The organism is Nocardioides faecalis (assembly GCF_018388425.1).
In the GTDB taxonomy this organism is placed as follows: domain Bacteria; phylum Actinomycetota; class Actinomycetes; order Propionibacteriales; family Nocardioidaceae; genus Nocardioides; species Nocardioides faecalis.
Genome location: NZ_CP074406.1, coordinates 2,282,785 through 2,307,877, shown reverse-complemented (window position 1 = coordinate 2,307,877; position 25,093 = coordinate 2,282,785). Strand labels below are relative to the sequence as shown.

General features: G+C 71.0%; 22 protein-coding genes and 1 tRNA gene. 21 read left to right on the top strand and 2 right to left on the bottom strand.

What is annotated here, in order from left to right:
* The first annotated feature begins 119 nt into the window (after window positions 1-119).
* The 7 genes from KG111_RS10670 to KG111_RS10640 all read left to right on the top strand — a co-directional run bounded on the left by KG111_RS10670 (window position 120) and on the right by KG111_RS10640 (window position 6,158).
* Window positions 120-623, top strand: a complete 504-nt coding sequence (locus KG111_RS10670) for a PKD domain-containing protein (protein WP_205291827.1) — start codon at window positions 120-122, stop codon at window positions 621-623.
* Between the two features lie 139 nt (window positions 624-762).
* A complete protein-coding gene (locus tag KG111_RS10665; RefSeq protein WP_205291828.1) occupies window positions 763-2,598 on the top strand; it encodes an ABC transporter ATP-binding protein in 1,836 nt (611 codons plus the stop codon).
* A complete protein-coding gene (locus KG111_RS10660; protein ID WP_205291829.1) occupies window positions 2,595-4,454 on the top strand; it encodes an ABC transporter ATP-binding protein in 1,860 nt (619 codons plus the stop codon). The genes KG111_RS10665 and KG111_RS10660 overlap by 4 nt, the downstream gene beginning before the upstream one ends.
* A gap of 11 nt (window positions 4,455-4,465) precedes the next feature.
* On the top strand, window positions 4,466-4,816 hold the full coding sequence (gene hisI, locus KG111_RS10655) for a phosphoribosyl-AMP cyclohydrolase (RefSeq protein ID WP_205291957.1): 351 nt from the start codon (window positions 4,466-4,468) through the stop codon (window positions 4,814-4,816).
* A 40-nt stretch (window positions 4,817-4,856) separates the two neighbouring features.
* The gene (locus tag KG111_RS10650) at window positions 4,857-5,453 is read left to right on the top strand and encodes a Trp biosynthesis-associated membrane protein (protein WP_213449980.1); all 597 of its coding nucleotides are present in this window, start codon (window positions 4,857-4,859) and stop codon (window positions 5,451-5,453) included.
* A 62-nt stretch (window positions 5,454-5,515) separates the two neighbouring features.
* The gene (locus KG111_RS10645) at window positions 5,516-5,716 is read left to right on the top strand and encodes an HGxxPAAW family protein (RefSeq protein WP_205291831.1); all 201 of its coding nucleotides are present in this window, start codon (window positions 5,516-5,518) and stop codon (window positions 5,714-5,716) included.
* A 4-nt stretch (window positions 5,717-5,720) separates the two neighbouring features.
* Complete coding sequence (locus tag KG111_RS10640; protein WP_240195823.1) at window positions 5,721-6,158, top strand: DUF2752 domain-containing protein; 438 nt, start codon at window positions 5,721-5,723, stop codon at window positions 6,156-6,158.
* 98 nt (window positions 6,159-6,256) lie between these two features.
* Here the strand turns inward: KG111_RS10640 and KG111_RS10635 are convergent, their stop codons facing one another.
* Window positions 6,257-6,631: a DUF4190 domain-containing protein gene (locus tag KG111_RS10635; RefSeq protein WP_205291832.1), complete on the bottom strand. Its 375-nt coding sequence runs from the start codon at window positions 6,629-6,631 to the stop codon at window positions 6,257-6,259.
* A 135-nt stretch (window positions 6,632-6,766) separates the two neighbouring features.
* Between KG111_RS10635 and trpC the strand changes: the two genes are divergently transcribed.
* From trpC to pyk, 8 genes are all read left to right on the top strand, one after another.
* A complete protein-coding gene (gene trpC / locus KG111_RS10630) occupies window positions 6,767-7,573 on the top strand; it encodes an indole-3-glycerol phosphate synthase TrpC (protein WP_205291833.1) in 807 nt (268 codons plus the stop codon).
* Window positions 7,570-8,796: a tryptophan synthase subunit beta gene (trpB, locus tag KG111_RS10625; protein ID WP_205291834.1), complete on the top strand. Its 1,227-nt coding sequence runs from the start codon at window positions 7,570-7,572 to the stop codon at window positions 8,794-8,796. The genes trpC and trpB overlap by 4 nt, the downstream gene beginning before the upstream one ends.
* Complete coding sequence (gene trpA, locus KG111_RS10620) at window positions 8,793-9,608, top strand: tryptophan synthase subunit alpha (protein ID WP_205291835.1); 816 nt, start codon at window positions 8,793-8,795, stop codon at window positions 9,606-9,608. Before trpB ends, trpA begins: the two co-directional genes overlap by 4 nt.
* The gene (locus KG111_RS10615) at window positions 9,601-10,224 is read left to right on the top strand and encodes an SCO family protein (RefSeq protein WP_205291836.1); all 624 of its coding nucleotides are present in this window, start codon (window positions 9,601-9,603) and stop codon (window positions 10,222-10,224) included. Before trpA ends, KG111_RS10615 begins: the two co-directional genes overlap by 8 nt.
* 4 nt (window positions 10,225-10,228) lie before the next feature.
* A complete protein-coding gene (gene lgt / locus KG111_RS10610) occupies window positions 10,229-11,284 on the top strand; it encodes a prolipoprotein diacylglyceryl transferase (protein ID WP_205291837.1) in 1,056 nt (351 codons plus the stop codon).
* Window positions 11,285-11,515: 231 nt separating this feature from the next.
* Window positions 11,516-16,102 (top strand): glutamate synthase large subunit, encoded by a 4,587-nt coding sequence (gene gltB / locus KG111_RS10605; protein WP_205291838.1) that lies wholly within the window; start codon window positions 11,516-11,518, stop codon window positions 16,100-16,102.
* A complete protein-coding gene (locus KG111_RS10600; RefSeq protein ID WP_205291839.1) occupies window positions 16,095-17,564 on the top strand; it encodes a glutamate synthase subunit beta in 1,470 nt (489 codons plus the stop codon). Before gltB ends, KG111_RS10600 begins: the two co-directional genes overlap by 8 nt.
* Before the next feature lie 101 nt (window positions 17,565-17,665).
* Complete coding sequence (pyk, locus tag KG111_RS10595; RefSeq protein ID WP_205291840.1) at window positions 17,666-19,126, top strand: pyruvate kinase; 1,461 nt, start codon at window positions 17,666-17,668, stop codon at window positions 19,124-19,126.
* Window position 19,127: 1 nt separating this feature from the next.
* Here pyk and KG111_RS10590 read toward each other — a convergent pair.
* Window positions 19,128-19,200: transfer RNA gene (locus KG111_RS10590), tRNA-Leu, on the bottom strand.
* Window positions 19,201-19,327: 127 nt separating this feature from the next.
* Between KG111_RS10590 and KG111_RS10585 the strand changes: the two genes are divergently transcribed.
* The 6 genes from KG111_RS10585 (at window position 19,328) to KG111_RS10560 (ending at window position 25,056) form a co-directional block, all read left to right on the top strand.
* A complete protein-coding gene (locus KG111_RS10585) occupies window positions 19,328-19,951 on the top strand; it encodes an ANTAR domain-containing response regulator (protein WP_205291841.1) in 624 nt (207 codons plus the stop codon).
* A gap of 210 nt (window positions 19,952-20,161) precedes the next feature.
* Window positions 20,162-21,265 (top strand): branched-chain amino acid ABC transporter substrate-binding protein, encoded by a 1,104-nt coding sequence (locus tag KG111_RS10580; protein WP_205291842.1) that lies wholly within the window; start codon window positions 20,162-20,164, stop codon window positions 21,263-21,265.
* A 94-nt stretch (window positions 21,266-21,359) separates the two neighbouring features.
* A complete protein-coding gene (locus tag KG111_RS10575; protein ID WP_205291843.1) occupies window positions 21,360-22,355 on the top strand; it encodes a branched-chain amino acid ABC transporter permease in 996 nt (331 codons plus the stop codon).
* Window positions 22,352-23,503 carry a branched-chain amino acid ABC transporter permease gene (locus KG111_RS10570; protein WP_205291844.1) on the top strand — a complete coding sequence of 384 codons (1,152 nt, stop codon included), beginning with the start codon at window positions 22,352-22,354 and terminating at the stop codon, window positions 23,501-23,503. The genes KG111_RS10575 and KG111_RS10570 overlap by 4 nt, the downstream gene beginning before the upstream one ends.
* Window positions 23,496-24,347: an ABC transporter ATP-binding protein gene (locus KG111_RS10565; RefSeq protein WP_249666080.1), complete on the top strand. Its 852-nt coding sequence runs from the start codon at window positions 23,496-23,498 to the stop codon at window positions 24,345-24,347. The genes KG111_RS10570 and KG111_RS10565 overlap by 8 nt, the downstream gene beginning before the upstream one ends.
* A complete protein-coding gene (locus tag KG111_RS10560; RefSeq protein ID WP_205291846.1) occupies window positions 24,337-25,056 on the top strand; it encodes an ABC transporter ATP-binding protein in 720 nt (239 codons plus the stop codon). The genes KG111_RS10565 and KG111_RS10560 overlap by 11 nt, the downstream gene beginning before the upstream one ends.
* The last annotated feature ends 37 nt before the right edge of the window (window positions 25,057-25,093 follow it).

The following is a 25,093-nucleotide window of genomic DNA, read 5'->3' as shown; positions in this document are numbered from 1 at the left end:
TGATCACCGAGGCGGTGAGGGTCTGTGACCCGCCGCCCCAGGGTGGCGGGTCACAGACACAGACGGGCGAACGCCCGCCGCCCCCAGCGGGCATCGCGGCCTGCCAGGCGGCGACGACAGTGCTGGGCACATCGACCACGGACTTCTGCGCCGGCCCACCCACCCCGGACGAACCCCAGCTGACCGGCGGGATGATCGCCCGCGCGTTCAGCGAGCTCCCGCTGCCGGGAAGCGCGCTGAACGTCCAGCCGCCCGACGGCGTCACCCTGGTCAACTTCGACACCAACTTCTACGTCGAGCCGCGCCCGCTGCAGCGCACGATCACGCTGCTCGGCCAGCAGGTCCAGCTGCGGATCTGGGCGGCGTCGTACCACTGGCGCTTCGGCGACGGGACGGTGCTCGACAGCACCTCGCCGGGAGCGCCGTACCCCGACCTCGAGGTCACCCACGACTACCTGCGGACGGGCCGCTACGGGGCACGCGTGGACACCACCTACCAGGCGGAGTACCGGGTCGGCACCGGCGCGTGGCAGCCCGTCGAGGGCACGTCGACGATCCCGGGCACGCCGGTCACGCTGCGCGCGGTGGAGGCCAGCCCGAGCCTGGTGGGCGCCGACCGCTGAGCCGCCCCGCAACGCCGCAGGCAGCGCCACCGGCGCCGGTGCGGTGTCGGGGCGGCGGAATAGTCTCGATCCTCGAGGCCTTGGGACTGGTTGTGCCGGCAGCAGCCGGCAACGACGACGTAGGTGGGAGCAGCGGCGGGTGACGACGGCGAGCGGTGTGACGGGTACGACGTCGGCAGGTTTCGCCGTCCTGTGGGTCGCCATCAAGCGGGAGCCGTGGATCTTCACGCTCTCCACGCTCGGCAGCGTGCTGTTCGGCGCCCTGACCGTCGCCGACGCGTGGGTGCTCGGCTGGGCGACCGACCACGTCGTGCTGCCCGCCTTCCGTGACGGCGAGGTCGGCGCGAACCTGCTGTGGGCGGTGCTCGGCCTCTTCATCGGTGTCGCGATCCTGCGCGCGGTCGGCATCGTCGCGCGCCGCCTCGGCGCCGGCGTCATGCAGTACCGGATGCAGGCGCACAGCCGCCGCGCGGTCACCCGGCAGTACCTGCGCCTGCCGATGGCCTGGCACCAGAAGCACCCCACCGGCGAGCTGCTGTCCAACGCCAACGCCGACGTGGAGGCAGCCTGGGGGCCGATCGCACCCCTGCCGATGGCGGTGGGCACCCTGGCGATGATGGTCATCGCGGTCGGCCAGATGCTGTTCACCGACCTGGTGCTCGCCGTGGTCGGCCTGCTGGTCTTCCCGCTCGTCATCGCCGTCAACGTCGTCTACCAGCGCCTGGCGCAGGGCTGGGCCACTCGCGCGCAGCAGCTGCGCGCCGAGCTCTCTGAGATCGCACACGAGTCGTTCGACGGCGCCCTCGTGGTCAAGACGCTCGGCCGGGAGCCGCAGGAGACCGAGCGGTTCGCCGCCAAGGCCGCCGAGCTGCGCGAGGCGAACATCAGGGTCGGCCGGATCCGCGCCGCCTTCGACCCCACCCTCGCTGCCCTGCCGAACCTGGCCGTGCTGGTGGTGCTGGTCCTCGGCGTGCAGCGCGTGCTCGGGGGCTCGACCGAGGCCGGTGACGTCGTCACCATCGCCTACCTGCTCACCGTCGTCTCCTTCCCCATCCGCTCCATCGGGTGGCTGCTCGGCGACTTCCCGCGCAGCGTGGTCGGCTACCAGCGGGTGACGTCGGTGCTGGAGGCCTCCGGCTCGATGGAGTACGGCGCCGAGCCGGCGCCGCAGCGCACCGGCAGCGGCGCACGGCTGAGCGTCGAGCACGCCGGCTTCGGCTACACCCCCGAACGACCCGTCCTGCGCGACGTCACCTTCGAGGTCGAGCCCGGGCGCACCGTCGCCGTCGTCGGCGCGACCGCCTCGGGCAAGAGCACGCTGACCACCCTGATCTCACGGCTCGTCGACGTCGACACCGGCGCGATCCGGATCGACGGCGTCGACGTGCGCGACCTGCGGCGCGGCGCCCTGGCGGAGGTCCTCGCCGTGGTGCCGCAGACCGCGTTCCTGTTCGACGACACCGTGCGCGGCAACGTGACGCTGGGCCTCGACGTCACCGACGAACAGGTGTGGGACGCGCTGCGCACCGCGCAGGCCGACGACTTCGTCGCTGCGCTGGCCGGCGGCCTCGACGCCCGGCTGGGGGAGCGCGGCACCACGCTGTCCGGCGGCCAGCGCCAGCGCCTCGCCCTCGCCCGGGCCCTGGTGCGCCGCCCGCGCCTGCTGGTGCTCGACGACGCCACCTCGGCCGTCGACCCCGACATCGAGGCCAAGATCCTCGCCGGGCTCGGCGGGGACGACACGACCCTGCTGGTCGTGGCCTACCGCAAGGCCACGATCGGGCTGGCCGACGAGGTGCTCTACCTCGCCGAGGGCCGGATCGCCGACCGCGGTCCGCACGCCGAGCTGGTCGCCCGCAACGACGACTACGCCCGCCTGGTCAACGCCTACGAGAACGACGAGCTGGACGACCTGGTCGGCTCGGGCGACCCGCCCGGCCCGGCCGGCTCCGAGACCGTGGAGGCGGGCCGATGAGCGCCCACACGACCGCGGATCCGTCCGAGCAGGCACCCGGCCAGACGCCAGGGCAGACGCCCGAGCAGACCCGGCTCTCGACGGGGGAGGACATCGGCGCCTGGCAGACCATCCGCCGCGGCCTGCGGCACTCCCCGGAGCTCAAGGACGGCATCGGCTGGACCCTGACGCTCGCCGTGATCGCCTCGGTCGGCCAGGTCGTCATCCCGATCGCGCTGCAGCAGACCATCGACAACGGCCTGCGCGGCCCGGGCGGGCCCGACCCGAGCTACACCGCCTGGCTGGCGCTGGCGGCCGGTCTCGCGCTGCTGGTGACCAGCTGGGCGTCGTACAAGATGACGGCGCGGCTGTTCTCCACCGCCGAGCGCGGCCTGGCGACGCTGCGGATCAAGGCGTTCCGCCACGTCCACGACCTGCCCCTGCTCACCCAGAACACCGAGCGCCGCGGCGCCCTGGTCTCCCGCGTCACCAGCGACGTCGACCAGGTCAGCCAGTTCCTCGTCTTCGGCGGCCTGCTCGCCGTGGTCAGCGTCGGCCAGGTGCTCATCGCGACCATCGTGATGATCGTCTACAGCTGGCAGCTGGCGATCGTGGTGTGGGTCTGCTTCGCGCCGCTCTTCCTGAGCCTGCGCTACTTCCAGCGCAAGCTCTCCGCCGCCTACGGCACCGTACGACGCCAGGTCGGCGCCATGCTGTCGGCGGTCTCCGAGCCGGTGGTCGGCGCCACGGTCGTCAAGGCCTACGCCATCGAGGCGCGCACCCAGGAGCGGATCGACGTCGCCGTGGACGCGCACAAGGCGGCCAGCACCCGGGCGCAGGGGTTCACCGCGTTCTCGTTCAGCCTCGGCGGCCTCTCCGCGGGGCTGGCCAACGCCGGCGTGATCATCGTCGGCATCTGGCTCGGCCAGGGTTTCGCCTGGGGTGAGGACATCACCGCCGGCAAGGTGCTGGCGTTCGCCTTCATCGTGACCCTCTTCGTCGGCCCCGTGCAGATGGGCACCCAGATCCTGACCGACGCCCAGAACGCGATCGCCGGCTGGCGTCGGGTGATCGGGATCCTGGACACGCCCGCCGACCTGGTCGACCCCGGACCGCAGGGGCACACCCTGCCGAAGGGCGCGATCGACGTGCGCTTCGAGCAGGTCGCCTTCGCCTACCCGGGCGGGGCCGAGGTGCTCAGTGACATCGACCTGGCGATCCCGGCCGGCCAGCGGGTCGCGGTGGTGGGGGAGACCGGTTCGGGCAAGTCCACCATCGCCAAGCTGCTGACCCGGCTGATGGACCCCACTCGCGGCCGGGTGCTGCTGGACGGGATCGACCTGCGCGAGATCTCCGAGGCGGCCCTGCGCAGCAGCGTCGTGCTGGTGCCGCAGGAGGGCTTCCTCTTCGACGACACCCTCGCCGCCAACGTCCGCTACGGACGGCTCGGGGCCACGGAGGCCGAGATCCGGGAGGCCGCGGAGGCCATCGGTGTCGGCGACTGGCTCGACGGGCTGCCTGAGGGCGTCGAGACCCGCGTCGGGCAGCGCGGCGAGTCCCTGTCCGCCGGCGAGCGCCAGCTGGTGGCCATGCTGCGCGCGCAGCTCGCCGACCCCGACCTGCTGGTGCTGGACGAGGCGACCAGCGCCGTCGACCCGCAGCTGGAGACCCGGATCGGGCGCGCCCTGGAGCGGCTGATGAGCGGACGCACCTCGGTCACCATCGCGCACCGGCTCTCCACCGCCGAGGCCGCCGACGTCGTGGTGGTGGTCGACCGCGGACGGATCGTGCAGCACGGCCGGCACGACGAGCTGGTGGCGCAGCCGGGGACGCCGTACGCCCGGCTGCATGCGTCCTGGATCGCGCAGCACGGGTGAGCACCCCGATAATGGGGGACGTGAGTGCACTCGACCCCGCCATCACCGCTCGACTCAAGCGCACCGCCGACGGACTGGTGCCCGCGATCGTGCAGCAGCACGACACCGGCGAGGTGCTGATGCTGGCGTGGCTGGACGACGAGGCGCTGCACCGCACGCTGACCACGGGGCGCGCCACCTACTACAGCCGCTCGCGCCAGGAGTACTGGGTGAAGGGGGAGACCTCGGGCAACCCGCAGCACGTCAAGGAGGTCCGCCTCGACTGCGACGGCGACACCCTGCTGCTCAAGGTCGACCAGGTCGGCGTCGCCTGCCACACCGGTGCCCGCACCTGCTTCGACGAGGACCTCCTCGGTGCCTGACCCCGACGCCGGACGAACCACCAGCCCCGCTGAGCCTCGCGTGAGCCGGGCGCGGCGCACCTTCGGGCCCGCGGTCCTCGCCGGCCTCGCCGGCGGCGGCGCCGCGGCCGTCGGCGGGCACCGCGCGATGCTGGCGGTGCCGCAGGAGACACTGACCGCGGCCGGCGGCCTCCCGCTCGGCCTGGCCGAGCGCTCCGCACAGTTCGCGCTCTCGGGCGCCCTGGCCCTGGTGGTGCTCGCCTGCTGGGGCGTGCTGCTGGTGACCCGCGGCGTGGTCCGCCGGGTGGTCGCGGTGCTCGCGGCGCTGGCCGCGGCCGGGGTCGTCGCGGTCGTGGTGACCGGCGGCTTCCTGCAGGACGAGGACGCCGCAGCCGACCTCGCCGTCCGGCTCGGGCTCAACGGTGCCGCGATCAGTGTGGAGCGCACCAGCTGGCTGTGGCTGACGCTGGCCGGTGGACTCCTCGCCCTCGCCGCGGCCGTCGTCGCGGTGCGCAACCTGCGCTCATGGCCCGAGATGGGCACCCGGTACGACGCCCCGGGCGCCGAGACGCCCCACTCGCAGGCCCGCCCGGAGGACCAGTCCAACCTGGACCTGTGGAAGTCCCTGGACGACGGGGACGACCCGACCGCCGACTGAGCGCGGTGCTGGTCCTAGAATCGACGCGTTCCGCCCGGAAAACGAACGAGGAGTGCCCCAACATGGCCGACAACCACGGCAACACCCCCGCTGCCTGGACCGCTGTCCTGGTGTCTCTCGTGGGGTTCGTGATCGGCGGGATCGGCATCTCCCTCTCCCCGGTGAACTGGACCCTGTTCTGGGTGGGCGCGGTCGTCGCCATCGGTGCCGGCCCGCTGTTCCTGATCCTGGCCAAGGTCGGCCTGCACGAGTCGGGTCACTGATCGGTTGACCATCACGGCACCCTCCGAGCGCGTCGGCGAGCAACCTCGCTGGCGCAGGATGGTGCCGCCGGTGCTCGTCGCCGGTGGTCTCGGTGCCGCCGTGCTGGCGTTGCGCCTGCGTGACCCGCATGTGCAGGGCTCCTGGGGCGGGTGCCCGCTCGCCGCGGTCGGCATCGACTGTCCCGGCTGCGGTGGCCTGCGTGCGGTCAACGACCTCGCCCACGCCCGCGTGCTCGAGGCCGCTTCCAGCAACCTGCTGCTCGTGGCCGCCGTGCCCGTGGTGGTGTGGCTGCTGCTGCGCTGGTCCGCGAGCCGGTGGACCGGCCGGCACTGGCAGCTCTCCCAGCGCTGGCAGTACGGCGCCGCCGTCGCGCTCGGCGCCCTGGTCGTGGTCTTCACCGTCCTGCGGAACACGCCGGCGGGGGCCTGGCTGGCGCCGTAGCAGCACCGCAAACGCACCGCGGCCCCGCGAAGGACTCCTGGGAGTCCCTCCGCGGGGCCGCGGTGCGTTGCAGGTCAGGCAGCTGGTGCTGCCGAGCCTCAGAGGTCGCTGTAGGCGTTGAACGAGACGGCGTCGGCGAACACGAGGATGATCCAGATGAGGCTCAGGACCACACCGATGGCACCGAGGATCAGACCGGCCAGGGCCATGCCCTTGCCGGTCTTGTGACCCTCGTCGATCTCCTTCTTGCCGAGGAACCCGAGGATGAGCGCGGCGACGCTGAAGACGAACGACCCGCAGCAGAGCAGGCCGAGGATGCCGGTGACCAGCGAGATGATCGCCAGCACGGACGTCTGCTGGGGCTGACCGCCGTAGCCGGGCTGCTGGCCATAGGGCTGCTCGGGACCGCCGTAGCCGCCACCGGGCGGCGGCGGGGGAGGCGTTCCGTAGTTCGGCGGCTCGTTGTAGCTCAAAGGTCTGCCTTTCACTGGTCGGAGGCCCGACCGGGAGCCGGGCTGTGTGTGGAACCCTAATGGCCTCGTGCCACACTCGACGTGCTCCTCGTCGAGAGTCGGTGAGGAATCGAAGCAGATCTACGGAGGCGCACAATGTCGGCCCCACCGGCCTCTCAGCCCACGGTGCTCGACGAGATCGTCGCCGGAGTCCTCGAGGACCTCGATGTCCGCCGCGCCGCGACCTCGGAGGCGGACCTGCGCGCCGCCCTCGCCGACGTCGACGCCCCGCGGGACCCGATGCCGCACTTCCGCGACGCCGCCTCCAGCGTGATCGCCGAGGTCAAGCGCAAGAGCCCCAGCAAGGGTGAGCTCGCCGACATCCCCGACCCCGCCGCGCTCGCGCGCGAGTACGCCGCCGGCGGTGCCGCCGCGATCAGCGTGCTCACCGAGCAGCGCCGGTTCTCGGGCAGCCTGGAGGACCTCCGCGCGGTACGCGCCGCTGTCGACGTGCCGCTGCTGCGCAAGGACTTCATCGTCACCCGCTACCAGCTGCTCGAGGCCCGCGCCGCCGGCGCCGACCTCGCGCTGCTGATCGTCGCCTCGCTGCCCGGCGACCTGCTCGACCGGCTGCACGACTACGCCCGCGAGCTCGGGTTGACCGTGCTGGTCGAGGTGCACGACGAGGCCGAGACCGAACGCGCCGTCGAGCTCGGCGCCGAGCTGATCGGTGTCAACGCCCGCAACCTCAAGACCCTCGCCGTCGACCCCGACACGTTCGGCCGGCTCGCGCCGCTGGTGCCCGCCGACCGGGTGCTGGTCGCCGAGTCCGGGATCGCCGGTCCCACCGACGTGCAGCGCTTCGTCGACGAGGGCGCCCGCGCGGTGCTCGTCGGTGAGGCGCTGGTGAAGCAGGGCGCACCGCGCGACGCGGTCGCCGCCATGACAGGACTGACCCGATGACGACGTACGACGCCGACACCCTCGGCTGGTTCGGTGGCACCGGCGCCTTCGGCGGCCGGTTCATGCCCGAGGCCCTGATCGCCGCGCTCGACGAGCTCGACGCCGCCTGGCAGGACGCGATGGCCGACCCGGCGTTCACCGCCGAGTTCACCGACCTGCTGCACAACTACGCCGGCGTGCCCAGCATGCTCTACGAGGCCCACCGGCTCTCCGAGGTCGCGGGCGCGCGGATCCTGCTCAAGCGCGAGGACCTCAACCACACCGGCGCGCACAAGATCCGCAACGTGCTCGGCCAGGCGCTGCTCACCAAGCGGATGGGCAAGAGCCGGGTCATCGCGGAGACCGGCGCCGGCCAGCACGGCGTGGCCTCGGCCACCGCCGCGGCGTACCTCGGCCTGGACTGCACCGTCTACATGGGCGAGGTCGACACCGAGCGCCAGGCGCTCAACGTGGCCCGGATGCAGCTGCTCGGCGCGGAGGTCGTGCCCGTCACCAGCGGCTCGCGCACCCTCAAGGACGCGATCAACGAGGCGCTGCGCGACTGGGTCGCCAGCGTCGACCACACCGCCTACCTGTTCGGCACCGCAGCCGGCCCGCACCCGTTCCCCAGCCTGGTGCTGTCGTTCGTGCGCGGCATCGGCGACGAGGCGCGCAGCCAGTGCCTGGAGCTGACCGGCGCACTGCCCGACGCCATCGCCGCCTGCGTGGGCGGCGGGTCCAACGCGATCGGCCTCTTCGCGGGCTTCCTGGACGACCCCGAGGTCGCCATCTACGGCTTCGAGGCCGGCGGCGACGGGGTGGACACCGGCCGGCACGCCGCGACCATCTTCGGCGGCTCGGTGGGCGTGCTGCATGGCGCGCGCACCTACGTGCTGCAGGACGAGGACGGCCAGACCGTGGAGTCGCACTCGATCTCCGCCGGCCTGGACTACCCCGGCGTGGGCCCGCAGCACGCGGCGTTGGCCGCCGGGCAGCGGGCGACGTACCTGCCGGTCACCGACGCGGAGGCGATGGACGCCATGGCGCTGCTCGCGCGCACCGAGGGCATCATCCCGGCTGTCGAGTCGGCCCACGCGGTCGCCGGCGCGCTCCGGATCGCCCGCGACCGGCCCGGGCAGACCATCCTGGTGAACCTGTCGGGTCGCGGCGACAAGGACATGGGCACGGCGCTGGAGTACTTCGGGCTCGGTCGCACCGGGCCCTCGGCGGAGGAGCGGAAGTGAGCAGCACCAGCACCAGCGTGGCCTTCGAGAAGGCCCGCGCGGAGGACCGCGCCGCCCTCGTCGGCTACCTGCCCGCCGGCTTCCCCGACGTCGAGGGCAGCATCGCCGCGCTCAAGACGATGGTCGAGGCCGGCTGTGACGTCATCGAGATCGGGCTGCCCTACAGCGACCCGGTGATGGACGGCCCCACCATCCAGGCCGCCGCCCAGCAGGCGCTCGAGCAGGGGATCCGCACCGCCGACGTGCTCCGTGTCGTCGAGGCGGTCGCCGCCACCGGCACCCCGACGCTGGTGATGACCTACTGGAACCCCGTCGAGCGGTACGGCGTGGAGCGCTTCGCCACCGACCTGCTCAACGCCGGCGGCGCGGGGCTGATCACTCCCGACCTGACCCCGGACTTCGCTCCGGAGTGGATCGCCGCGGCCGACGAGCGCGACCTCGACAAGGTGTTCCTGGTGGCGCCGTCGTCGACCGACGAGCGGATCGCGCTGACGACCGCCGCCAGCCGCGGCTTCGTCTACGCCACCGCCGTGATGGGCGTGACCGGCGCCCGCGCGGCCACCAGCGACCTGGCCGGCCCGCTGGTCGCGCGCACCAAGGCCACCACCACCCTGCCCGTCGGCGTCGGGCTCGGCGTCAGCAACGGCGCCCAGGCCGCCGAGGTCGCCGGCTTCGCCGACGGCGTGATCGTCGGCTCCGCCTTCGTCCGCACGCTGCTGGACCACCCCGGCGACCTGTCCGCAGGGCTTCGTGACCTGCGGGCGCTCACCGAGGACCTGGCCCGCGGCGTGGCCGGGGGCGTGCATGCCTAGTCGAGGACGCCCCGTCCTGCGCCTGTTCGCCCCGCTGCTCGCCCTCGCGCTGCTGCTCGCCGGGTGCGGCGGCGGCAGCGACCCCGAGGAGTTCTCCGGAAACCGGCTGACGAACCCCTACACCGCTCCCGACATCGCGCTCACCGACACCGCCGGGGCGCCGTACTCCCTGGCGGCCGACACCGACCGGCCGCTCACCCTGGTGTTCTTCGGCTACACCCACTGCCCGGACTACTGTCCGCTGGTGATGAACAACATCGCGGCCGCGATGAACCGGCTCGAGCCCGAGCAGCGCACGCAGGTCGACGTGGTGATGGTGACCACCGACCCGGCCCGCGACGACGAGGCCGCCATGCGCTCCTACCTGGACCAGTTCGACAAGTCCTTCATCGGGCTCACCGGCGACCTCGACACGATCATCGAGGTCGGCGACCCGCTGGCGGTCTACGTCAACGACGGCAAGAAGCTGCCCACCGGGGGCTACGACCTCGGCGGGCACTCCACCTTCACCCTGGCCATCGACGAGAACGACGAGGCGGTGGCGCTGTGGAACCAGGAGACGTCGAGCACCGAGTTCGCCTCCGACATCTCCCAGCTGCTGACCGACGAGGACTGAGCCCGTGCTGCCCGTGCTGCCGCAACTGATCGCCGCGACCATCCCGAGCCCCGACACCGGGGTGTGGCACCTCGGGCCGTTCCCGCTGCGCGGCTACGCGCTGTGCATCATCGCCGGCATCGTCGCCGCGATCTGGATCGGCGAGCGGCGCTGGCAGTCGCGCGGCGGCACCTTCGGGGACGTGCAGGACATCGCGGTGTGGGCGGTGCCCTTCGGCATCGTCGGCGCCCGGCTCTACCACGTGGCCACCGACTGGCGAGGCTACTTCGGCGAGGGCGGAGACCCGGTCTCCGTGCTCTACATCTGGCAGGGCGGCCTCGGCGTGTGGGGCGGCATCGCGCTGGGCGCGGTCGGCGCCTGGATCGGTGCCCGGCGCAAGGGCATCCGGGTCGCGCCGCTGCTCGACGCGCTCGCGCCCGGCGTGCTGGTCGGCCAGGCCATCGGCCGGTGGGGCAACTGGTTCAACCAGGAGCTCTACGGCAGGCCGACCGACCTGCCGTGGGCACTCGAGATCGACCGGCAGCACTACACCGGCGCCTACGAGCAGCAGCTCTACGACAACAACCAGCAGCTCACCGACGTCGCCACCTTCCACCCCACGTTCCTCTACGAGTGCCTGTGGAACCTGGCCGCCTTCGCGCTGATCATCTGGCTCGACCGCCGGTTCCGCCTCGGCCACGGCCGGGTGGTCGCGGTCTACGTGATGGCCTACACCCTGGGCCGCGGCTGGATCGAGTACCTGCGCATCGACGACGTGCAGCTCGACGACGTCTGGGGCCTGCGGTTCAATGTGTGGACCTCGATCGTGCTGTTCGTGCTCGCCGCGGCCTACTTCGTCTGGTCCGCACGCCGCGCCCCGGGCCGCGAGACCGAGGTGTACGTCGAGGGTCGCGGGCCGGTGGCCGAGGAGACCGGCGTCGAGGAGACCGGCGCCGAGGAGACCGGCGCCGAGGAGACCGTGGGCGACGACACCGTGGCCGACGGCGCTGTGGGGCGCGCCTCCGAGCGCCGTGACGGCGACCCGGCTGACAGCGGCACTGCGGAGTCCGAGGACTCCTGAGCCACGACCGCGACCCGGCTCGTCGCCGGGGTCGGGGCCGGCGACGAGCCGGCGCGGGGAGCGGTGGGCTACCCCGGCATCCCACCGGTATGCCCGGTGGAAAGAGATCACGTCACACGGTGGTAATCTTTGACCTCCGCCGCGTGGGCCAGTGCTGTCCCTTGCGCCCCACCTTCTGCCGGGCCGAGCATTGGGCTCCGGACGGCAGACGTAGTCGACGGGAGAACCCTGGTGCCCTACACGCACGCGTTCCCGCCGCCGGAGGGTCTTTACGACCCGCGTCACGAACATGACGCCTGTGGCGTCGCCTTCGTCGCGACGCTCACCGGCCAGGCCAGCCACGACATCGTGGTGAAGGCCCTCACGGCTCTCCGCAACCTGGACCACCGTGGTGCCGCAGGTGCCGAGCCCAACTCCGGTGACGGTGCCGGCATCCTCCTCCAGGTCCCCGACGCGTTCCTGCGCGCCGTGGCCGCGGACGAGGGCATCACGCTGCCGGCCGCCGGCACCTACGCCGTCGGCACGGCGTTCCTGCCCGGTGACGTCGACGAGGTCGCCAAGACCCGCCACCGCATCGAGGAGATCGCGGTCGAGGAGGGCCTCACGGTCCTCGGCTGGCGCGACGTCCCGGTCAACCCGGACATCCTCGGCACCATGGCGCTCAGCGTCATGCCCATGTTCAGCCAGCTCTTCGTCCAGGCCAGCCCCTTCGGCTCGCCCGACGCGGACCCGCTGACCGGCATGGACCTCGAGCGGCTCGCCTTCTGCCTGCGCAAGCGCGCCGAGCGGGAGACCGACGTCTACTTCCCGTCGCTCTCCTCCCGCACGCTCGCCTACAAGGGCATGCTGACCACCGATCAGCTCGACAACTTCTTCCCGGACCTCCGCGACGAGCGGATGGCGTCGGCGATCGGTGTGGTGCACTCGCGCTTCTCCACCAACACCTTCCCGAGCTGGCCGCTGTCGCACCCGTTCCGGTTCATCGCGCACAACGGTGAGATCAACACCGTCATGGGCAACCGGAACTGGATGCGGGCCCGCGAGGCGCTGCTCGACTCGTCGGCGATCCCCGGCGACCTCGAGCGGCTCTTCCCGATCTGCACCCCGGGCGCCTCCGACTCCGCGTCGTTCGACGAGGTGCTCGAGCTGCTGCACATGGGCGGGCGCAGCCTGCCCCACGCCGTGCTGATGATGATCCCGGAGGCGTGGGAGAACCACACCGAGATGTCGGAGCAGCGGCGCGACTTCTACCGCTTCCACTCCACGATGATGGAGCCGTGGGACGGCCCCGCCTCGGTGGTCTTCACCGACGGCACCCAGATCGGCGCGGTCCTGGACCGCAACGGCCTGCGTCCCTCGCGCTTCTGGATCACCGACGACGGCCTGGTCGTCCTCGCCTCCGAGGCCGGCGTGCTGCACGACATCGACCCCGCGAAGGTGGTCCGCAAGGGCCGCCTGCAGCCGGGCCGGATGTTCCTCGTCGACACCGCCGAGCACCGGATCATCGAGGACGAGGAGATCAAGGAGCAGCTCGCCGCCGAGCACCCGTACGGCGAGTGGCTGCACGCCGGTCTCATCGAGCTGGACCAGATCCCCGAGCGTGAGCACATCGTGCACACCCACGCCTCGGTCACCCGCCGCCAGCAGATCTTCGGCTACACCGAGGAGGAGCTGCGGGTCATCCTCACCCCGATGGCGAACACCGGGGGAGAGCCGCTCGGCTCGATGGGGACCGACTCCCCGATCGCGGCGCTGAGCGAGAAGCCGCGGCTGATCTTCGACTACTTCAGCCAGCTGTTCGCGCAGGTCACCAACCCGCCGCTGGACGCCATCCGCGAGGAGCTCGTCACCTCGCTGTACGGCAGCATCGGGCCGGAGTCCAACCTGCTCGAGCCCTCGCCGTCCTCGTGCCGCCAGATCGTGCTGCCCTTCCCGGTCATCTCCAACGACGACCTGGCCAAGATCCGGCACATCAACCGCGACGGCGACCACCCCGGCTTCGTCACGCACGTCTCCCGCGGCCTCTACCCGGTCAGCGGCGGCGGTGCGGCGATGGCCGCGCGGATCGACGAGATCTGCGCCGAGGTCTCCGAGGCGATCGCCGGCGGAGCCCGGATCATCGTGCTCTCGGACCGGCACTCCACCGCCGAGCTCGCCCCGATCCCGTCGCTGCTGCTCACCGCGGCGGTGCACCACCACCTGGTCCGGGAGAAGACCCGCACCCAGGTCGGCCTGCTGGTCGAGGCCGGCGACGTCCGCGAGGTGCACCACGTGGCGCTGCTCGTCGGCTACGGCGCCGCTGCGGTCAACCCGTACCTGGCGATGGAGACCGTCGAGGACCTCGCCCGCGAGGGCTACTACGTCAAGGCCGACGCCGAGGCCGCGGTGAAGAACCTGATCAAGGCGCTCGGCAAGGGCGTCGTGAAGGTGATGTCGAAGATCGGCGTGAGCACCGTGGCGTCGTACACGGGTGCGCAGATCTTCGAGTGCATCGGCCTGTCGCAGTCGGTGGTGGACAAGTACTTCACCGGCACGACCTCCAAGCTGGGCGGCGTCGAGCTCGACGTCATCGCCGAGGAGGTGGCCGCGCGCCACGCCAAGGCGTACCCGCCGGCCGGCATCGCGCCCGCGCACCGGGAGCTGGAGATCGGTGGCGAGTACCAGTGGCGTCGCGAGGGTGAGCCGCACCTGTTCAACCCGGAGACGGTCTTCCGTCTCCAGCACGCCACCCGCACCGGGCGCTACGACATCTTCAAGCAGTACACGCAGCTGGTCGACGAGCAGTCCGAGCGGTTGATGACGCTGCGCGGCCTGTTCAAGTTCAAGGACGCCTCCGAGCTCGGCCGCCAGCCGATCCCGATCGAGGAGGTCGAGCCGGTCTCCGAGATCGTCAAGCGGTTCTCCACCGGCGCGATGTCCTACGGCTCGATCAGCAAGGAGGCGCACGAGAACCTCGCGATCGCCATGAACCGGTTGGGCGCGAAGTCCAACACCGGTGAGGGCGGCGAGGACCCCGAGCGGCTCTACGACCCCGAGCGGCGCAGCTCGATCAAGCAGGTCGCCTCGGGTCGCTTCGGTGTCACCAGCGAGTACCTGAGCAACGCCGACGACATCCAGATCAAGATGGCGCAGGGTGCCAAGCCCGGCGAGGGCGGCCAGCTGCCCGGCAACAAGGTCTACCCGTGGGTGGCCAAGACCCGGCACTCCACGCCGGGCGTGGGCCTGATCTCGCCGCCGCCGCACCACGACATCTACTCGATCGAGGACCTGGCGCAGCTGATCCACGACCTCAAGAACGCCAACCGGGACGCTCGCGTCCACGTGAAGCTGGTCTCCGAGGTCGGGGTGGGCACGGTCGCCGCGGGTGTCTCCAAGGCGCACGCGGACGTCGTCCTGGTCTCCGGCCACGACGGCGGCACGGGTGCCTCGCCGCTCACCTCGCTCAAGCACGCCGGTGGTCCCTGGGAGCTCGGCCTGGCCGAGACCCAGCAGACCCTGCTGCTCAACGGCCTGCGCGACCGCATCGTCGTGCAGACCGACGGCCAGCTGAAGACCGGTCGCGACGTGGTCATCGCGGCGCTGCTCGGCGCCGAGGAGTTCGGCTTCGCCACCGCTCCGCTCGTGGTCTCCGGCTGCATCCTGATGCGGGTCTGCCACCTCGACACCTGCCCGGTGGGCGTGGCGACGCAGAACCCGACGCTGCGCTCGCGGTTCAACGGCAAGCCCGAGTTCGTCGTGAACTTCTTCGAGTTCATCGCCGAGGAGGTCCGCGAGCTGCTCGCGGAGCTGGGCTTCCGCTCCATCGAGGAGGCCGTCGGTCAGGTCCAGGCGCTCGACACCGCCGACGCCACCCGGTTCTGGAAGGCGAAGGGTCTCGACCTCTCGCCGATCCTGCACCGTGTCGACGTCGCCGAGACGCACTTCCCGGACCAGGACCTGCGCAACACCAAGGGCCAGGACCACGGCCTGGAGCGTTCGCTCGACCTCACCGAGCTGGTGCCGCTGGCCCAGCCGGCGCTGGAGAGCGGCGAGCTCGTGCGTGCACAGCTGCCGATCAGCAACGTCAACCGCACCGTCGGCACGATCCTCGGCAACGAGGTCACCAAGCGGTACGGCGGCGCCGGCCTGCCCGACGGCACGATCGACCTGACGTTCACCGGCTCGGCGGGCAACTCGTTCGGCGCGTTCGTGCCGCACGGCATCACGCTGCGCATCGAGGGCGACGCCAACGACTACGTCGGCAAGGGCCTCTCCGGCGGTCGCATCGTGGTGCGGCCCGACCGCAACGCGGGCTTCAAGGCCGAGGAGCACATCATCGCCGGCAACACCATCGCCTACGGTGCGACCTCGGGTGAGATCTTCATCCGCGGTGGCGTCGGCGAGCGGTGCTGCGTGCGCAACTCGGGTGCCACCGTGGTCACCGAGGGCGTCGGCGACCACGGCTGCGAGTACATGACCGGCGGCCGCGTGGTCGTCCTGGGCAAGACCGGACGCAACTTCGCGGCCGGCATGTCCGGCGGTGTGGCGTGGGTGCTGGACCTCAAGGAGTTCCGCGTCAACGCCGAGCTGGTCGAGCTCGGGCCGGTCTCGTCGGCCTACGCTGGCGAGCTGGAGCAGATCGTGCGCCGCCACCACGAGGAGACGGGCTCGGAGATCGCCGCCGAGCTGCTCGCCGACTGGCCGGCCGCACTGTCGCGGTTCACCGAGGTCATGCCCCGCGACTACCGGATCGTGCTCGAGGCCAAGGCCAAGGCCGAGGCCGAGGGCCTCGACGAGGACGGTGTCGCCAACGCGATGATGGGAGCACTCCATGGCTGACCCGAAGGGTTTCTTGAAGCACGACCGCCAGGTCGCCTCGCGGCGTCCCGTCGAAGAGCGGGTCAACGACTGGGACGAGGTGTACCCGGGTGGGATCGGCCGCGCGCTGCTGCCGATCATCAACACCCAGGCCAGCCGCTGCATGGACTGCGGCATCCCGTTCTGCCACTCGGGCTGCCCGCTGGGCAACATCATCCCGGAGTGGAACGACCTGGTCTGGCGTGACGACTGGGAGGGCGCCATCGAGCGCCTGCACGCGACCAACAACTTCCCGGAGTTCACCGGTCGCCTCTGCCCGGCGCCGTGCGAGACCGCCTGCGTGCTGGGCATCAACCAGCCGCCGGTGACCATCAAGAACATCGAGGTCTCGATCATCGACAAGGCCTACGAGTCCGGCTTCGTGCGGCCGCAGCCGCCGGAGTGGCTCTCGGGCAAGACCGTCGCGGTGATCGGGTCGGGCCCCGCGGGCCTGGCCGCGGCCCAGCAGCTCACCCGGGCCGGCCACACCGTGGCCGTCTACGAGCGGGCGGACAAGCCCGGCGGGCTGCTGCGCTACGGCATCCCCGAGTTCAAGATGGAGAAGAAGCAGGTCGACCGGCGCCTGGAGCAGATGAAGCGCGAGGGCACGGTCTTCCGCTCGGGTGTCGAGGTCGGCACCGGCGACCTGACCGGCCCCGCCCTGCGGGACCGCTACGACGCCGTCGTGCTCGCCATCGGCTCCACCGTTCCGCGCGACCTGCCCATCCCGGGCCGGGAGCTGAACGGGATCCACCAGGCGATGGAGTTCCTGCCGCAGGCCAACCGGGTGGCACTCGGGGAGACGGTCGAGGACCAGATCCGCGCCGACGGCAAGCACGTCGTGATCATCGGCGGCGGTGACACCGGTGCCGACTGCCTGGGGACCTCGATCCGCCAGGGCGCGGCCTCGATCACCCAGCTCGAGATCATGCCCCGGCCCAACGACGACCGTCCGGCGAACCAGCCGTGGCCGACGTACCCGATGACCTTCAAGGTCTCCTCGGCGCACGAGGAGGGCGGCGACCGGATCTACTCGGTCTCCACCAAGCAGTTCCTCGGCGACGAGAACGGCAACGTCCGCGCCCTGCGGATCGTCGAGGTCGCCTTCGAGGGCGGCAAGCTCGTCGAGCACGAGGGCACGGAGCGGGAGATCCCGGCCGACCTGGTGCTGTTCGCGATGGGCTTCGTGGGACCGCAGCAGCCCGGCCTGGTCGAGCAGCTCGGGGTCGAGCTGGACGAGCGCGGCAACATCAAGCGGGACAAGAACTACGCCAGCTCCGTCGAGGGCGTCTTCGTGGCCGGTGACGCCGGCCGCGGGCAGTCGCTCATCGTCTGGGCGATCGCCGAGGGCCGCGCCGCCGCGGCCGGCGTGGACGAGTTCCTCACCGGCAGCACCCAGCTGCCGGCGCCGATCCCGCCGACCGCGCGACCGCTGGTGGTCTGAGACCGCACGCCGTACGACCTCCAGGGCCGTCGGGGGCCCGGGCAGCGATGCCCGAGCGCCCGGCGGCCCTTCGTCGTGCGTGCCACCGATAGTGTGGAAGCGTGCGGAGAGCCAAGATCGTGTGCACCCTGGGTCCGGCCACCAGCTCGGAGAGGCGGATCCGTGAGCTCGTCTACGCGGGAATGGACGTAGCCCGCCTCAACATGAGCCACGGAAGCCACGAGCAGCATGCCGAGTCCTACCGGCTCGTGCGCGCCGCCTCCGATGCCAGTGGCCACGGCGTCGGCATCCTGGCCGACCTCCAGGGCCCCAAGATCCGGCTCGAGACGTTCCCAGAGGGCCCCGTCACGCTGGTGCGGGGGCAGCGCTGGACCATCACCACCCGCGACGTCGCGGGCAACGCCGAGATCTGCGGTACGACGTACAAGGGGCTGCCCGGCGACGTCGCCCCCGGCGACCCGCTGCTCATCGACGACGGCAAGGTGCGGCTGCGGGTGGTCGAGGTCTCCGACACCGACGTCGTCACCGAGGTGCTCGTCGGGGGACGGGTGAGCAACCACAAGGGGATCAACCTGCCCGGCGTGGCCGTCTCGGTCCCGGCGCTGTCGGAGAAGGACGTCGACGACCTGCGGTTCGCGCTGCGGCTCGGCGTGGACTTCGTCGCCCTCAGCTTCGTGCGCACCGCCGCCGACGCCGAGGACGTGCGCGTGATCATGCGCGAGGAGGGAGTCATGCTCCCCGTCATCGCGAAGATCGAGAAGCCGCAGGCCATCGAGAACCTGGACGAGGTCATCGACGCCTTCGACGCGTTCATGGTCGCCCGCGGCGACCTCGGCGTGGAGTGTCCGCTGGAGGAGGTGCCCTTCTTGCAGAAGAAGGTCATCGTCGCCGCCCGGCGCAACGCCAAGCCGGTGATCGTGGCCACCCAGATGCTGGAGTCGATGGTCGCCAACCCGGCACCGACCCGGGCCGAGGCCAGCGACGTCGCGAACGCGGTGCTGGACGGCGCGGACGCCGTGATGCTCTCGGGGGAGACGAGCGTGGGGGAGCACCCCATCCACACCGTGGAGACGATGGCTCGGATCATCGTCGCGACCGAGGGCCACGCCCTGGCGGACCAGACGTTCAGCCGGTTCGGCCGGATCGAGTGGGACCCGCGCACCCGCGGCGGCGTCATCTCCAAGGCCGCCGAGGAGGTGGCCCAGCGGATGCAGGCCAAGTACGTCGTCGCGTTCACCCAGTCCGGCGACTCCGCACGCCGCCTGGCCCGGCTGCGCAGCTCGATCCCGGTCCTGGCCTTCACCCCCGAGGCCCGGGTGCGCTCGCAGCTGGCGCTGTCGTGGGGCGTGGAGGCCTTCAAGACGGGCACGGTCGAGCACACCGACGAGATGGTGCGCCAGGTCGATGAGGAGCTGCTCCGCATCGGCCGGGTCGCCGAGGGCGACCTGGTGGTGATCGTGGCGGGCAGCCCGCCGGGCATCCCCGGCTCGACCAACGCGCTGCGGATCCACCGCATGGGCGACGCGATCAACGAGGCCGCGCCGGCGTACCGCCGGCACTGAGTGCCCCGGGTGGGATTCGAACCCACACTGGACGGTGTTTGAGACCGCTTCCTCTGCCGTTGGGATACCGGGGCGGTACCGCCGAGAACCGTAGCCGAGACGGCCGCGGCACGTCGCAGCGGCCCGGCCGCTTCCGGCGGGCCGGCGTCCGGTTGTCGACTCCCGCCGCGCGCCCCGCGCGGGGCGGATAGCCTTTCCCCCGTGACCGAGACCGACGCCAGCCCGACCACCCCGGCGAGCTCCCGCACCGTGGTGATCGCAGAGGACGAGACCCTCATCCGCATGGACCTCGCCGAGATGCTGGCCGAGGAGGGGTACGACGTCGTCGGCCAGGCCGGTGACGGCCAGCGGGCGATCGAGCTCGCCGAGGAGCTGCGCCCCGACCTGGTGATCCTCGACGTCAAGATGCCGGTGCTCGACGGCATCGCCGCGGCGGAGGCGATCGCGGGCAAGCGGATCGCTCCCGTGGTCATGCTCACCGCCTTCTCCCAGCGCGACCTCGTCGAGCGGGCCCGCGAGGCCGGCGCGATGTCCTACCTGGTCAAGCCGTTCTCGCAGTCCGACCTGGTGCCGGCGATCGAGATGGCCGTGAGCCGCTTCGCCGAGATCAGCCAGCTCGAGGCCGAGGTCACCGACCTCAAGGAGCGCCTGGAGACCCGCAAGGCCGTGGACCGGGCCAAGGGCATCCTGCAGGAGCAGCTGTCGCTGAGCGAGAGCGAGGCGTTCCGGTGGATCCAGAAGACAGCGATGGATCTGCGGATGTCCATGCGCGAGGTCGCCGAGGGCGTCGTGGTCCACGGCGTCCCCGGGAGCGCGTCCCGCTAGTACCAGAGGCGGGACCGGATCAGGTGTGTTAGGTCACAGATTTGTCAGGATTTGTGATCCAACGCACGATCCTGCTGCCATCGACCCCGGCACGGGTGTAGGTTCCCGCCGCAGGACCCCACCTGCGGACGGCGTTCGCCGCACGCAGGATCGACCAAGGAAGCGGGATTTGTCTTGAGGCGAAACAAGGTAGTCGGGCTCGGAGCGGTCGTGCTGACCCTCGGCCTGTCGATGTCCGCGTGCGGAACGACCGACGACGATGGCGGCAGCAGCAAGGGCGGCGCCGCGTGCGACCTGAAGCTGGCCTTCTTCGGTCCCGAGACCGGCGACGCCGCCGGCCTGGGCAAGCCGATCATCCAGGGCGCTCAGCTCGCCGTGGACCAGTACAACAAGGACGCCGACTGCAAGGTCGAGCTCGAGAAGAAGGACTCGCAGGGCAGCCCGGACGCCGCGCCGGCCCTGGCCACCGACGTCGTCGGCGACAAGTCCATCATCGGCGTGGTCGGCCCGGCCTTCTCCGGTGAGTCCGCCGCTGCGGGCCCGATCTTCGCTGAGGAGGGCGTGCCCACGATCAGCCCGTCCGCCACCAACCCGGCGCTGTCCGAGAACGGCTGGGACACCTTCCACCGCGCGCTCGGCAACGACGCGACCCAGGGCCCGGCCGCTGCGAAGTACATCAAGGACGTCGTCAAGGCCAAGTCGGTCTTCGTCATCGACGACGCCTCCGAGTACGGCGCGGGCCTGGCCAAGATCGTCGAGAAGGACCTCGGCGACCTGGTGGTCGGCACCGACACCATCCAGCAGAAGCAGACCGACTTCTCGGCGACCGTCACCAAGGTGACCGACGCCAAGCCCGACGCGGTCTTCTTCGGCGGCTACTACGCCGAGGCGACCATCCTCATCGGCCAGCTGCGCAACGGCGGCTTCGAGGGCACCTTCGTGGTGGCCGACGGTGTGAAGGACCCGGCCTTCCTCGACGCCGGCAAGGCGGCCGAGGGCTCGGTCATCACCTGCCCCTGCATCCCGGACACCGACCCGGCGGTCGCCACCTTCGCGAAGGACTACGAGAAGAAGTTCGGCGAGGCGCCGGGCACCTACGCCGCCGAGGCCTACGACGCCGCGAGCATCTTCCTCGCCGGCATCAAGGACGGCGTCGACAACCGCGAGGACATGCTCAAGTTCGTCAACGACTACGACGCCAAGGGCGTCACCAAGCAGCTCAAGTTCGACGACCAGGGTGAGCCGGCCGACGTGCACGTCTACGCGTACACGGTCAAGGACGGGGCGATCGTCCCCGAGGGCGAGATCAAGTGATCGTCCGCTGACTCGAACGGCATGACAGCGGCGCGGCCGGGGACCAGTGTCCCCGGCCGCGTCCTTGTCCGGAACCGGAGGCCAGGAGGCCTGGGTGAACCTGAACTTCGAATTCTTCTTCAACAACCTGCCCTCGCTCACCGTGACGGGGCTCGCGTTCGGCGCGATCTACGCGCTGATCGCGCTGGGCTACACGATGGTCTACGGCGTGCTGCAGCTGATCAACTTCGCGCACTCCGAGGTGTTCATGTACGGCACCTTCGCGATGCTGTGGACCGTGATCGCCCTCGGCGCTCGTGAGGCCGACGGGGTCACGCTGGTGGCGATCATGGTCGCCGCGCTGTTCGCCGCGATGGCGATGTCGGGACTGGTCGCGCTGCTGCTGGAGCGCGTGGCCTACCGCCCGCTGATCCGGCGCAACGCGCCCCGGCTGATCGCGCTCATCTCGGCCATCGGCGCGTCGTTCGTCCTGGCCGAGCTCATGGGCCTGCGTGACCGCATCGCCGAGTGGTTCGGCCTCAAGGACGACCTCGGCGCGTACGTGAACAAGGCCAAGATCAACAACAGCATGGCCGGCGTCATCGAGGCGCCCCGCTGGGAGGTCGCCGGCGTGCGGATCTCCAGCATCGACGTGCTGGTGATCGTCGCGGCCATCTTGATGATGGTCGCGCTCGACCAGTTCGTCCGCCGCTCCCGCCTGGGCAAGGGGATCCGCGCCACGGCACAGGACTCCGAGACGGCCTCCCTGATGGGTGTGAACCCGACGCGGACCATCCAGGTGACGTTCCTGATCGGCGGCCTGATGGCCGGCGTCGCGGCGTTCCTCTACATGCTCAAGATCGAGACCACCAAGTACGACGTGGGCTTCCTGCTCGGGGTCAAGGCGTTCACCGCCGCGGTGCTGGGCGGCATCGGGAACCTGCGCGGTGCCCTGCTGGGCGGCCTCGTGCTCGGCGTGGCGGAGAACTGGGGATCGGCGATCCTGGGCAGCGAGTGGCGCGACGTCATCGCGTTCGTGCTGCTGGTCCTGATCCTGCTCTTCCGGCCCACGGGTCTACTGGGTGAGTCGCTCGGAAAGGCACGCGCATGAAGAACAAGCTCACCGCCCTGCCCACCCCGGTCAAGATCGTGCTGTGGGTGCTGGTCGCGCTGCTGGCCTATGCGCTGCCGCTGCTCGAGGTGCCGATCCTGTCCACCCCGGACTCGGACTTCGCCAGCGTCCTGTTCACGGTCAGCATCTACTGCCTGGTGGCCCTGGGGCTCAACATCGTGGTCGGCTACGCCGGCCTGCTCGACCTGGGCTACGTCGGCTTCTACGCCGTGGGTGCCTACACCGTGGCGATCCTGACGTCGTTCCACGCCAACTGGCCGATGCTGCTCGCGCTGCCGGTGGCCGTAGCGGTCGCGATGATCTCCGGCGTCATCCTCGGCGCCCCGACCCTGCGCGTCCGCGGGGACTACCTGGCGATCGTGACGCTCGGCTTCGGCGAGATCATCCGGATCGTCGCGGTCAACCTGGAGTGGCTGGGCGGCAACAAGGGCATCAACAACATCTCGCGGCCGCCGAACATCGGGGACCCGGAGACCGACGGACTCTTCCAGATACCCCACCTGTTCTGGGGTGACGGCACGGTCCTGGTCGACACCGACAACACCACCGAGTTCCTCATCTTCGGCTACGCCGACGCCGTGCCCTACTACTGGATGGGCCTGACCGCGGTCATCCTCGTGCTGCTGGCCGACATCCTGATCAAGAACAGTCGGGTCGGGCGCTCCTGGGAGGCCACCCGCGAGGACGAGGACGCCGCCGAGCTGATGGGCGTGCCGACGTTCCGGTTCAAGCTCCTCGCCTTCGCCACCGGCGCCTTCGTCGGTGGCCTGGCCGGGGCGCTGTTCGCCAGCCGGCAGAGCTTCATCAACCCGCAGTCGTTCCTGCTGCTCTTCTCGATCCTCTACCTGGCGGCCGTGGTCGTCGGTGGCCAGGGCAACCGTTGGGGCGTGCTGGTCGGTGCCTTCCTGGTCGCCTACCTGCCCGAGCGCTTCCGTGGCTTCGAGGACTTCCGGGTGCTCGTCTTCGGTCTCGCGCTCGTGCTGCTGGCGACCCTGCGTCCCGAGGGCCTGCTGCCCCCGAAGCGCACGGTCCGGGCCAAGCAGGTCGAGGCCGAGCTCGAGGAGCTCGAGGAAGGCGCGGACCCAGGCCATGACGGACGAGACGGAGAGGGGGCCGCTCGTGTCTGAGCAGCCTGAGCCGACGACGCCCGCACACCCCTCGGGCGCAGCCGCCGGGACCGAGACGGTCCGCGGAGGCACCAGCATCCTGCAGATCGAGAACCTGACGCTGAAGTTCGGCGGCCTCACGGCCCTGGACGACGTCTCGTTCGAGATCCGGGAGGGCGAGATCCTCGGACTCATCGGTCCGAACGGCGCCGGCAAGACCACGTGCTTCAACGCGGTCACCGGTGTCTACCGTCCGACCAGCGGCGACATCCTCTTCGAGGGCAGGTCGATCGTGGGCAGGAAGAAGCACCAGATCACCCAGCTGGGGATCGCGCGCACCTTCCAGAACATCCGCCTGTTCCCGGCCATGACGGCGCTGGAGAACGTCCTGGTCGGAGCCGACGCGCAACACCGCACCGGCATGCTCAGCGCCCTGTTCCGGCTGCCGCGGCACCGGCGCGAGGAGGAGCAGGGACACGCGCTGGCGATGGACCTGCTGCGCTTCATGGGCATCCACCGCAAGGCCGACGAGCTGGCCGCGAACCTCTCCTACGGCGACCAGCGGCGACTCGAGATCGCCCGCGCGATGGCCACCGGGCCGCGGTTGATCTGCCTGGACGAGCCGGCCGCCGGCTTCAACCCGGCGGAGAAGGTCGAGCTCATGGAGCTGATCCGCAAGGTCCGTGACCGCGGCTTCACCGTGCTGCTCATCGAGCACGACATGAAGCTGGTCATGGGCGTCACCGACCGGATCGTGGTGCTGGAGTTCGGGCGCAAGATCGCCGAGGGCGCACCGGCCGAGATCCGAGACAACCCCGCGGTCATCGCCGCCTACCTGGGAGTGGACGAGGAAGATGCTTCTTGAGGTCGAGGGCCTCTGTGTCAACTACGGGCACATCGAGGCGATCCGTGACATCTCCTTCGGCGTGCCGGAGGGGACGGTCACCACGCTGATCGGCGCGAACGGCGCCGGCAAGACCACCACCCTGAAGACGATCTCGGGGCTGCGCAAGGTCCGCGCCGGGGCGGTCCGGTTCGAGGGTCGCGACATCACCACCATCGCGCCGTACGACCGCGTGAAGCTGGGGATCAGCCAGTCGCCGGAGGGCCGGCGCTGCTTCGTCGGGATGACGGTGCGGGAGAACCTGCAGATGGGGGCCTTCACCCGCAAGGACCGCAAGTCGCAGGCCTACCGCGACGACATCGACCGGGTGCTCGCGCTGTTCCCGCGTCTGGAGGAGCGCATCGACCAGGTCGCCGGCACCATGTCCGGTGGTGAGCAGCAGATGCTGGCCATGGGCCGGGCCCTGATGTCCCGGCCGCGGCTGCTGCTGCTCGACGAGCCGTCGATGGGCCTGGCGCCGAAGCTGATCGCGCAGATCTTCTCGATCGTCACCGAGATCAACCAGCAGGGCACCACGGTGCTGCTGGTCGAGCAGAACGCCATGCAGGCGCTCAAGCGCTCCCACGACGCCCACATCCTGGAGACGGGCTCCATCGTCCGCTCCGGGCGGGGGGCGGACCTTGCCGGGGACCCGGCGGTCAAGGCCGCCTACCTCGGCGGCGACCTGTAGGGCGCCGACCAGCGCCGCACGCGCGCCGTACGACGAA